We start from the raw sequence: 12047 nt of genomic DNA, 5'->3' as shown, positions 1-12047 counted from the left end.
TCTAGAATTTAAAATTAAGGTTAAAACCAAATGATCTTGTTGTTGGAAGTGTTAAGCTTTCCAGACCTTGAGCATTGCCTGTATTTAAGGCAGTTTCAGGATCGATGTTTGGTACGTCTTTATGAATAATCCATAGGTTACGTCCTACTAATGAAAATGTGGCATCTTGCAAGCCGATCTTTTTAACAAATTGAGCTGGGATATTGTAGCTTAGTTTTACCTCTCTTAGTTTTATGTAAGAAGCGCTGTAAACAAATTGCTCATCTGCTTTTGTTGTAGCTTTGTAGTACTCTTCGGCAGGAATGATTTTACTGTTCTTTGTACCATCTGCCAATACGCCATCAAAAATCATCCCATCGTTAAATGTAGTGCCACCTACTGTGTAGGCAAGTCCGCCATTTTCAGCATTTCTTCCCCTCATAGTACTTGCAAGTACTCCTGTGTAAGTTCCAGTAGAGTTAGTTCCTGAGAATATTTTACCACCAATTCTGGCGTCGACAAGGAAGTTTAAATTGAAGTTTTTGTAAGTAAAGCTATTTGTGATTCCACCTACCCAGTTTGGTGTAAATTTACCAAGGATTTGTTTTGATGGATTAATAACAGGCGTACCATTAGCATTTACCACAATTTGTCCGGCTGCATCACGTTGATAAGCTGTTCCGAAGAAAGTTCCGTAAGGTTGGCCTACTGCTGCAAGTACATCTAAAGTTCCACTGGTTCCAATTGTATAGCTGCTGATGCGGCCTTCTTTATCTAACTCAGTAACCTTACTGCGGTTAAGTGAATAGTTTAAATTAATGTCCCAACTGAAATCTTTATGTTTAACAGGGGTTAAGCCAAGCTGAATTTCTAAACCTTTGTTATTCATACTTCCACCATTAATCTTTTTTTGTAAATATCCGGTTGCGGAACTTACGTCAACACTTAAAATTTGGTTGATACTGTTGGTGTTGTATACACTAAGGTCCAGCTTAACGCGGTTGTCAAACAATCCTACTTCAAAACCTGCTTCTGTTGATTTGGTGATCTCTGGTAAAAGATCTGGATTTAGAGCGAGAGGATTGGCTGATTGTTGTGGGTTTCCGTTGAATGGAGCAGTAAAGCTATATGCATCCATAAGTTGATAAGGGTCTGTTGCTTTTCCTACTTTAGACCATCCTCCTCTTATTTTAGCAAAGCTAAGAACATCATTTTTAATGTCGAAAGCTTCAGTAAGAATTAAACTTCCGTTAACAGAAGGGTAGAAGTAAGATAAATTTGGTTTTGGTAAACTAGAATCCCAATCGTTACGGGCTGTTAAATTGATATAAGCATAGTCTCTAAAGCCTAATTGAGCTGATCCAAAGTAACTATATGTTTTAAGTTTGCTATAAAAGTTTGAAGATACTAATGGGTCTCTTGAGTTACTTAATGTGTACAAGCCGTTTACAGCTAGTTTAGTTGCTTTTTGATTGTTTTGTTCGAAGATGGAAGTTCTGATATTTGCACCTGCCAAAACATCTAATGAGAAGTCTGAGCTTAGTTTTTTAATGTATTCTAAGCGACCCTCTGTATTGTTTTCATTAACTGTGTATGAATCTTCTTCATATGAACCGAATGGGGTACCATTTGTTCCGTAAGCAATTTTAATCTTTCTACGGTCTGTGTAATAATCGTTTCCTGTTCTGAAGTTGGCTGATAATGCGCTGGTGATTTTGTAATTCAATTCTGCACTACCAATGATACGATCCCGTTTCTGACCAACTGTATTTTCATAAGCAATGAAGTAAGGATTGCTATAGTAACTGTTGTTCCAGTTAAAATCGTTTCCATTCTCGTCCTTATAGTTTTTAAGCTTGCTAATGTCTACTTGTCTTCCGAACCACGTAAATTGAAGCATCGGACCTGTTGCACGTTTTCCACCGGTAGCAGGCAGGTTATCTGCATTGCTTTTGATGTAGTTTGCAGAAGCATTTAATGTTAATTTAGGTGTAATTCTGTAAGTGGTGTTTAATAATAATGAATTCTTGTCCTGAGAAGAGTTTGGTAATATACCGCCTTGAGTAAGGTTGTTGTAAGAGAAGCGGATATCTTGTTTTTCTCCTGATCCGGCAATAGCGATACCATTATTAAGGGTATAACCTGTCTTGAAGAAGTTTTTAACATTGTCTGGGTGTGCGATAAATGGAACTGCAACACCTTTAGAGTCAAATTGAGGGATTAGACGGCCGTCTAATGCTGGTCCCCAGCTTTCATCAACACCGTCATTTATGCCTCCACCTTTTCCATCTACAAAGCTAAATTTGCCACTTGTTCCTTGCCCGAAAGAGTTTTGATAATCAGGTAGGGTTAGCAAGTTTGAGAATGTTGTATTTGAGTTAACACTGATACCCAGTCCTTTTTGTCCTCTTCCTGTTTTAGTTTTAATAAGTATAACACCCGCTGCAGCTCGTGATCCATACAATGCTGCTGCATTTGGGCCTTTTAGTACGCTGATAGACTCGATGTCTTCTGAGTTGATATCAGAAATGGTATTTGCAAAATCTCTTGATCCACCTGTGCCAAGGTTTTGTGAGTTATCAACAGGAACTCCATCAACAACAAAAAGTGGTTGGTTGTAGCCTGAGATGGAAGTTTCTCCACGAATGATAATTCTTGAAGAACCCATATCACCCTGACTGCTGGTGGTTTGTACACCTGCAATTTTTCCTGCCAGCGAATTGACTATGTTGGTTTCTTTCGCTGTTGATATATCCTTAGATTTTAGTTCCTGAACTGAGTATCCCAGAGATTTTTTCTCTTTGGAAATGCCAAGGGCTGTAACAACAACTTCACTTAAAGCATTGGCGGAAACATCAAGCTTAATATTTAATGTAGTGCTTGCAGCTGTAACGGTTACTTCTTTTGTAGTATATCCGATATAGGAAACATTTAATATATCATTAACATCGGCAGTAATAGAGAATTTACCGTTATTGTCGGTAGTGGTTCCTGTTTTTTTACCTTTTACGGTAATTGAGGCACCTGGGATGGTCTCTCCATCTGGGTTACTAGTAACAGTACCGGTTACTTTAACAGATTGTGCCTGTACAGTTTGTAGGAAAAAAAAGGATAAAAGAATCCCTACAAAAAATTTGTATGTTTTTAACATTTGAATTAAATAAATGGGTGTATAATAAATTCTTTTAGTTGCACTAGATATTGCAGCAGTGCATTCGTTTTTGACCGGCCATAAAACCGGCAGAGGAATTGTTAGGGGGAGATGAGCAGCGCATTTCTTTTTGGTGTACTTTCTGTGTCATGTTTTTATACATTTATTGTTTAGGTCAGCCCTTCACATACTTGTCTTGAACAGAATTAGATTTGGTTAATGATGGTTGATAAGTAGTATTACACTATTTAATCTTATCTCTTTCGCTTTGCAGCGAATTGGAATTAGCACCTTTTACAATGAATTGTAGAGGTTGCTAAGACATCATAGGGCCAATCCCTCAGTCTTTCTTGATAAGCAGGAAGTTTTAAGAACCATTTGCTGGCACAAAGATATAAATAATCTAGTAATCCTATAGGATTTAATAAAATAATTATTTTGTATTTTGAGCAGGACAGTACGGGTTGCTGAAAATGCACAAGAAAATTAACATTGTAAACACACTAAATTTCACTTCAACTATTTTAATGAAACTTCTTTATTCCTTTTTGCTCATGCTCTCTGCTTTTTCTGTTGTAGAAAAGGCTTATTCTAATGAAACTAAACCGTCGGGTTTACAATGCGAACATTTAATAAATCCAATAGGTGTTGATTTATTAAACCCGCGTTTATCATGGATGATGACGGATGATCGTCAGGGTGCTAAACAAACTGCTTATAGGGTTATTGTAGGTAAAGATTCTGCAGAGGTTGTCAGAAAAAAAGGGCTTGTATGGGAGTCTGGCAAAGTAGTTTCTTCTGCCAATCTTGTTAATTATAATGGAAAACCACTGGAAGCTTTCACCAAATATTTTTGGGCAGTTGAACTTTGGGATAAAGATGGTAAACTTATTTCGTCTGCTCCGGTAGCTAGTTTTGAAACAGGGATGATGAAAATTGGTAACTGGAAAGGTACCTGGATCAGTGACGGAAATGATATAGAAAAACGTGAGGCTCCATATTTTAGAAAAGTATTTCAACCTGCTAAAAAGGTTAAATCGGCAAGGGCATATATTGCTGCAGCCGGTTTGTATGAATTATATCTGAATGGTAAAAAAGTAGGGAACCACAGACTGGATCCAATGTATACTCGTTTTGACAGACGTACTTTATATGTTTCTTATGATGTTACTGCTCAAATTCAGAATGGTAAAAATGCTGTTGGTGTTTTACTTGGAAATGGTTGGTATAATCATCAATCTATAGCGGTATGGAATTTTGATAAGGCACCATGGAGAGCAAGACCTACTTTTTGTTTGGATTTAAGAATTACTTATGAGGATGGGTCTGTTGATGTAGTTTCTTCTGGTGACGGCTGGAAAACTAGCTCGAGCCCAATCGTGTTAAATAATATTTATACTGCTGAGCATTATGATGCCCGTAAAGAACAACCGGGATGGAACACTGCAGATTTTGATGATAAGAAATGGAATGGCATTTCGTTAAGGGCAGCACCATCAAATAATCTGGTAAGTCAGGTAATGCAGCCAATTCGCAATGTTGAGGAAATTCCTTCTAAAACAATGCAAAAGGTGAATGACACAGTATACGTGTTTGATCTGGGACGCAATATTTCTGGTGTTACCAAAATTAAGGTAAATGGCGAGAAAGGAACCACCATTCGCATTAAACATGGCGAACGTTTGTATGCAAATGGAAGAGTTGATCTTTCTAATATCGATGTTTACTATCGTCCGAAAGACAATACTGATCCTTTTCAAACGGATATCGTTACCTTATCTGGTAAAGGTGAACTTGAATTTATGCCTAAGTTTAATTACAAGGGATTTCAATATGTTGAGGTGACTAGTAGCAAGCCTATTCAGTTGACTAAGGAAAGCATTACAGGTTATTTTATGCACAGTGATGTTACTCCGGCAGGTAAAATAAGTTCTTCGAATAAGTTGATCGACAGGTTATGGTGGGCAACTAATAACTCTTACTTGTCTAACTTAATGGGATATCCTACTGATTGTCCGCAAAGAGAGAAAAACGGATGGACTGGTGATGGGCATTTTGCTATTGAGACCGGACTGTTCAACTTTGATGGCATTACGGTTTACGAAAAATGGCTTGCTGACCACAGAGATGAGCAACAACCTAATGGCGTGCTTCCGGATATTATACCTACAGGTGGATGGGGTTATGGATCGGCAAACGGAACAGACTGGACAAGTACAATTGCTATAATTCCTTGGAATATATACATGTTTTATGGTGATAGTAAATTGCTTTCGGATTCTTACGGCAGCATTAAAAGGTACGTGAATTACATAGCGCAAATTAGTCCTAACGGATTAACAACTTTTGGTAGGGGAGATTGGGTGCCTGTTAAGTCGCAATCTTCATTAGAATATACTTCTTCTACTTATTACTATGTGGATGCAGTTATTCTTGCAAAGGCTGCAAAAATGTTTGGCAAACAAGCGGATTACAGTTACTACAGTAACCTTGCTGAGAAAATTAAAAAAGCAATCAACGATAAGTATTTAAACCGTGCAACGGGTATTTATGCATCGGGCGTACAAACTGAATTGAGTGTAGCCCTGCAATGGGGATTGGTACCTGAAGAGCTTAAAACAAAAGTTGCAGAAAATCTTGCTAAAAGAGTTGCAGCAGATGGAATGCATCTTGATGTGGGTGTGTTAGGTGCTAAAGCAATATTAAACGCATTGAGCGATAATGGTCAGGCTGAAACTGCATATAAATTGGCAGCACAGGATACTTACCCTTCGTGGGGATGGTGGATTGTTAATGGAGCAACTACTTTGTATGAAAACTGGGATATAAAAGCAGAAAGAGACATCTCATTAAATCACATGATGTTTGGGGAAATAGGAGGCTGGTTCTTTAAAGGTTTAGGAGGGATTCATCCCGATGAGCAACAGCCTGGATTTAAGAATGTTCAACTTCGTCCTAATTTTGTTACGGGATTAGAGCACTTTGAAGCAGAGCATGACGGACCTTATGGTAAGATCGTTTCTTCATGGAAAAGATCAGGGAATGCTGTGGTTTATACAGTAACTATTCCTGCAAATTCCAGTGCTACAATTACTTTTCCATTATCAGATGGTAAAAAGGCATATAAGGACGGTAAAGCTGTTACGGCTAAAACTAAAGTTGGGGCAGGTAAATACCAGTTCGAAATTAGGTAATACTTATTTGTCTGATATCAGGCAATTGCATTAAATTACTTACTTTTAGAAAGATGAAGACAAAGTTTTTTGATTTTATTCATATTGATGAGTATTCTGCAACTCCAAAATATTTGCAGTTGTCGAGCGCAATAATAAAAGCTGTTGAACTAGGTAAACTAAAGAAGGATAATTTATTGCCCTCTATTAACGAACTGAGTTATAAACTGGAGATATCCCGAGATACTGCTGAAAAAGGATATAAGTATCTTAAAAACATTGGCGTAATTAATTCAGTACCTGGTAAAGGCTATTATATTTCCAGTATTGATTTTAAACAGAAGCTGAAAGTATTTCTGCTTTTTAATAAGCTTAGTGCACACAAAAAGATCGTTTACGATGCGTTTATTGCCGCACTAGGCGAAGATGTTTCAGTAGATTTTTATATCTACAATAATGATTTCAGACTTTTTAAGAGATTTCTAAATGATAAGAAAGAGGAATATTCACATTATGTGATTATTCCTCATTTTATTGAAGGTGAAGAATACGCCAGAGATATTATTAATACCATTCCAAAAGAAAAGCTGGTTTTATTAGACAAAAAAATTAAGGGTGTTGATGGTGATTATGCGGCTGCATACGAGAATTTCGAAAAAAATATATATGATGCTTTAGAGCAAGCACGTAATGAGCTTAGTAAATATCATACATTGAAGATTATTTTCCCTAAAAGAAGTTACTTTCCGAAAGAGATTTTAGATGGTTTTCATCGTTTTTGTCAGCAATATGCTTTTTCACATTACGTAGTTAGTGATATATCTCGGGAGCCGATAAATGAGGGGGAAGCTTTTATTAATTTAATGGAAGCTGATCTTGTGAATTTATTGGAAAGACTGATTAGTATGAAGTTCAAAATAGGGAAGGATGTAGGAGTGATATCTTACAATGAAACGCCTTTAAAGAAAATTTTATTGAATGGTATTACTACTATTTCTACTGACTTTAAATTTATGGGTACTGTGGCTGCTAATCTTATACTGGACAACTCCAGACGTCATGTTGAAGTACCTTTTTACTATACCCGCAGAGCATCAATTTAATTATTTTTAGGCTGTAGTGCATTTATTTGCACTTCTTCATGATAGTACATGACAGTTTTAAAAATCTACTTGTATAAATTAGGACTATTATTTTTAACCAAATATAAAGTTCAATAAATATGCAAGCAATTTTCGGGGTTATTTTCCATTTTATAGGGGGCTTTGCCTCCGGTAGTTTTTATATTCCTTATAAGAAGGTTAAGGGATGGGCCTGGGAAAGTTACTGGATTGTGGGTGGTGTTTTTTCGTGGTTGCTTGTGCCGCCTTTGGCAGCGTGGCTTACCATTCCGGGTTTTGCTGATATCATTGCTGCAACTAATGGCAAAATCTTATTGCTTACTTACTTTTTTGGAGTGCTTTGGGGAATAGGTGGATTAACTTATGGTCTTGGAGTTAGATATCTTGGAGTTTCTCTGGGTAGTTCCATTATCCTCGGATTATGTTCTGTTTTCGGCGCAATAATACCTTCTATATATTACGATTTTAATCCAAAGGCTGGTAAAGATAGCTTTTCGGATATGTTGAACAGCCAATGGGGACAAATGGTTTTACTGGGCTTAGTAATCTGCGTTATAGGGATTATAGTTTGTGGTAAAGCCGGTGTAATGAAAGAAAAAGATCTGGTAGCTGCAGGTAAAGGAGATCCATCTAATAAGGAGTATAAGATTGGTTTGGGCCTTGTTGTGGCTATTATCTCAGGTGTCCTAAGTGCTTGTTTTGCCTTTGGTATTGATGCGGGTAAGGATATGGCTAATGTTGCTAATGACGTTTGGAAAAGTACGCATCCTGATCAGGGAGAGTTTCTTTTCCAAAACAATGTAACTTATATCATCATATTATGGGGCGGATTAACTACCAATCTTTTCTGGTGTATGATGTTGAATTTCCGCAACAAAACTTTCGGCGATTATTCTAACAAAGAAACACCTCTATTAAAGAACTATATATTTTCTGCGCTTGCGGGTACGACATGGTTTCTACAGTTCTTTTTCTATGGAATGGGGGAAAGTAAACTAGGTAACGGAGCCAGCTCATGGATACTGCACATGGCATTTATCATTTTAATAGCTAATACCTGGGGTATTGTGTTAAAGGAATGGTCGGGTGTTAAAAAGAGGACTTTTGGTACCGTAATAGCCGGTATAGCTATCATTATTATTTCTGTGCTTATTGTTGGCTACGGAAATTCGATCAAATAAAAACAAATTTAATTAATGAAATATTTTTATGACTGTTAGAACAACTGATTTTAAACATGTAAGTTATTTGTGGGATGATGCAAAGGCCGCTGAAATGGCCGGTGATGAGGTTGCATTGTTAATCTACCGTTCAAATTTATTAGGCGCTGATTTGAGGCTGACAAATTATGGGGGTGGGAATACCTCTTGCAAAGCTATCGCAAAACATCCTTTAACCGGAGAGGATACTGAGGTGATGTGGGTTAAAGGGTCTGGAGGCGATTTAGGTACATTAAAGCAAAGTGGTTTAGCTGCTTTGTATGTAGATAGCCTGCGCAATCTTAAAAATATTTACAGAGGGCTTGCACATGAGGATGAAATGGTTGAGTTGTTTAATCATTGCATCTATGATTTGAAATCTAAGGCACCTTCTATTGATACTCCATTGCATGGCTTTTTGCCTTTTAAACATATTGATCATTTGCATCCTGATGCTGCAATAGCAATTGCTGCGGCTAAAGATGGGGAGCGCATCACCAAAGAATTGTTTAACGGAACAATTGGTTGGGTGCCATGGCAAAAACCAGGCTTTGAGCTTGGATTGCAATTGCGCAAATGTTTGGATGAAAATCCTGGAATTAGAGGTATTATGTTAGGCTCACATGGTTTGTTTACATGGGGAGATACAGCTTTCGAAAGTTACATTAACACCCTTGAGGTAATTGAAATGTGTGCCGAATATCTTGAAGAGAACTTTGGTAAAAATAAACCTGTATTTGGAGGTCAGAAAATTGAAAGTGCAGGACAGAATCATCGTCGTAAACAGGCAGCGGCTATTGCTCCTGTGTTGAGAGGTTTTTGCTCAAGCGAGCGTCATATGACCGGTCATTTTACTGATGATGCAAGGGTATTAGAGTTTATTAACTCAAATGATCTGGATCGTTTGGCTCCACTTGGAACAAGTTGCCCTGACCACTTCTTACGCACTAAGATCAGTCCGCTGGTACTTAAATTAGAAGCCAACGAAGATATTAGTGATGTTAAAGCACTTAAAGAAAGATTAGCTCCTGAATTTGAAGCATACCGTAAAATGTATGCTGAATATTATAATTCTTGCAAACATGATAACAGTCCTGCAATACGTGATGCCAATCCGGTAATCATATTATATCCCGGAATAGGAATGTTCTCCTTTGCTAAAGATAAACAAACTGCCCGAGTTGCTGCCGAGTTCTATACTAATGCCATTAATGTAATGAAAGGCGCTGAAGCCATATCTGAATATACTTCCTTACCGAGACAGGAAGCATTCAATATAGAATATTGGCTTTTGGAAGAGGCAAAACTGCAAAGAATGCCTAAACCAAAACCACTTTCTGGTAAAGTAGCCCTCATTACTGGCAGCGCCGGCGGAATTGGTAAAGCTATTGCGCGTAAATTTATTGAAGAAGGTGCATGTGCTGTAATTAATGATAATGATGCAGGAAGACTGCAAAAAGCTAATGATAGCTTTAACAATGAATTTGGGAAAGATGCTTATACAGCAGTAATTTTAGATGTAACTGATGCTGCAAGCATTAAGAATGCTTTTGAAGAAGCAAGTTTAGAGTTTGGAGGGGTAGATATAGTAGTGAATTGCGCTGGAATCTCTATTTCAAAACCAATCGAAGAGCATACCGAAAAAGACTGGGACTTGTTATATGATATCCTGGTTAAAGGGCAATTTCTTATCACTCAGGCAGGAGTAGAAGTAATGCGTAAACAGGAAATTGGTGGCGATGTGTTGAACATAGTTAGTAAAAATGCATTGGTTTCAGGTCCAAACAACGCAGGCTATGGATCTGCTAAGGCGGCCCAGTTGCACTTAAGTAGATTAAATGCTGCAGAACTTGGTGCTGATCATATTCGTGTGAATACGGTTAATCCTGATGCTGTAATATCGGACAGTAAAATTTGGGAAGGCGAATGGGCTGCCGGTAGAGCAAAAGCATACGGAATTAGTGTGCAAGAGTTGCCAGCTTTCTATGCAAAGCGTACCTTGCTTAATGAAGTGATCTTACCTGAAGATATATCTAACGCATGTTTTGCCTTTGTTGGCGGACTAATGAATAAATCGACAGGTAATGTACTGAATGTGGACGGGGGTGTTGCAAATGCCTTTGTTCGTTAACCTTAAAAACCTACACAAATGAAACTTGAAAATTACCACTTAGAATCACATAACAGCGAGCGCTTGGCTAAGCATGAGCGTCAGCTGGATTTCATTACATCAGAGATTTCTGACGCTCAGAACATTATTCAGAAGCTGGTAGACTTCCAGATCGCTATACCAAGCTGGGCTTTAGGTACTGGTGGAACACGTTTTGGACGTTTCTCTTCGGGAGGTGAGCCCAGAAATATTGAGGAAAAGATTGAAGATATAGGCTTGCTTCATAAGCTTAACGGCTCAAGTGGTGCTATCTCATTGCATATTCCATGGGATACCGCTGATAATACAAATGCAATTAAAGCTTTAGCTGCGCAGCATGGTTTACGTTTTGATGCTATGAACTCAAATACGTTTCAAGATCAGCCAGATCAGGCACAGAGTTATAAATTTGGATCATTACAGCATGTTGATAAAGCTGTTAGGAAACATGCAATTGAACATAATATCGAAGTTATTCGTCAGGGTGTAGAGTTAGGTTCTAAAGCATTAACTGTATGGTTGGCTGATGGATCTTGTTTCCCTGGTCAGCTTAATTTTAGGAAAGCCTTCCAGAATACTTTGGAAAGCTTACGCGAAATCTATGCAGCTTTGCCAAGCGACTGGAAAATCTTTGTAGAGTATAAAGCTTTTGAACCTAATTTCTATTCGACAACAGTTGGAGACTGGGGACAATCGTTGTTATATGCAAATAAGTTAGGGCCTAAAGCATTTACATTAGTAGATCTTGGTCACCATTTGCCAAATGCAAATATTGAGCAGATTGTCTCACTGTTACTAATGGAAGAAAAGCTTGGTGGTTTCCACTTTAACGATTCGAAATACGGTGATGATGACTTAACTGCGGGTAGTATTAAGCCTTATCAATTGTTCCTTATATTTAATGAGCTTGTTGAAGGTATGGATGCTCGTGGAATGGATCACAGAGAAGATTTGGGTTGGATGATTGATGCTTCACATAATGTTAAAGATCCACTTGAAGATTTATTACAATCTGTAGAGGCCATTATGATCGCTTATGCGCAGGCTTTATCGGTTGATCGTGTTGCCTTACAGGAAGCTCAAGCTATTAATGATGTGGCACGTTGTCAGGAGATTCTGCAACAAGCTTTCAGAACAGATGTACGCCCATTAGTGGCTGAAGCACGCTTACGTACAGGAGCTGCATTAGCACCACTTGAGGCTTTCAGGACATTTAAAGTGAGACAAGAGTTAATTAGTAATCGTGGATCAAAAACGGTAGCAACCGGGTTGTAA

Annotated in this window: 6 protein-coding genes and 1 riboswitch; of the genes, 5 read left to right on the top strand and 1 reads right to left on the bottom strand. The window is 37.9% G+C overall.

The genetic code is table 11. The annotated features are described in order from the left end of the window. Position 1: 1 nt before the first annotated feature. Positions 2-3130 carry a SusC/RagA family TonB-linked outer membrane protein gene (locus J1905_RS20520; RefSeq protein ID WP_214229096.1) on the bottom strand — a complete coding sequence of 1043 codons (3129 nt, stop codon included), beginning with the start codon at positions 3128-3130 and terminating at the stop codon, positions 2-4. A 251-nt stretch (positions 3131-3381) separates the two neighbouring features. Further along, a riboswitch (SAM riboswitch) is annotated at positions 3382-3490 on the bottom strand. 167 nt (positions 3491-3657) lie between these two features. Here J1905_RS20520 and J1905_RS20515 point away from each other — a divergent pair. From J1905_RS20515 to J1905_RS20495, 5 genes are all read left to right on the top strand, one after another. Beyond that, entirely contained in the window at positions 3658-6324 is a 2667-nt protein-coding gene (locus J1905_RS20515) for an alpha-L-rhamnosidase (protein WP_214229095.1), read from the top strand. A gap of 53 nt (positions 6325-6377) precedes the next feature. Further along, positions 6378-7406, top strand: a complete 1029-nt coding sequence (locus J1905_RS20510) for a GntR family transcriptional regulator (RefSeq protein ID WP_214229094.1) — start codon at positions 6378-6380, stop codon at positions 7404-7406. 119 nt (positions 7407-7525) lie between these two features. Continuing rightward, entirely contained in the window at positions 7526-8605 is a 1080-nt protein-coding gene (gene rhaT, locus J1905_RS20505; RefSeq protein ID WP_214229093.1) for an L-rhamnose/proton symporter RhaT, read from the top strand. 28 nt (positions 8606-8633) lie between these two features. Next, a complete protein-coding gene (locus J1905_RS20500) occupies positions 8634-10754 on the top strand; it encodes a bifunctional aldolase/short-chain dehydrogenase (protein WP_214229092.1) in 2121 nt (706 codons plus the stop codon). An 18-nt stretch (positions 10755-10772) separates the two neighbouring features. Beyond that, the gene (locus J1905_RS20495; RefSeq protein WP_214229091.1) at positions 10773-12047 is read left to right on the top strand and encodes a sugar isomerase; all 1275 of its coding nucleotides are present in this window, start codon (positions 10773-10775) and stop codon (positions 12045-12047) included.

Source organism: Pedobacter sp. B4-66, assembly GCF_018492665.1.
Taxonomy (GTDB): Bacteria; Bacteroidota; Bacteroidia; order Sphingobacteriales; family Sphingobacteriaceae; genus Pedobacter.
Note: the sequence above shows the minus strand (reverse complement) of the source record. Positions and strands in the feature narration are given on the sequence as shown.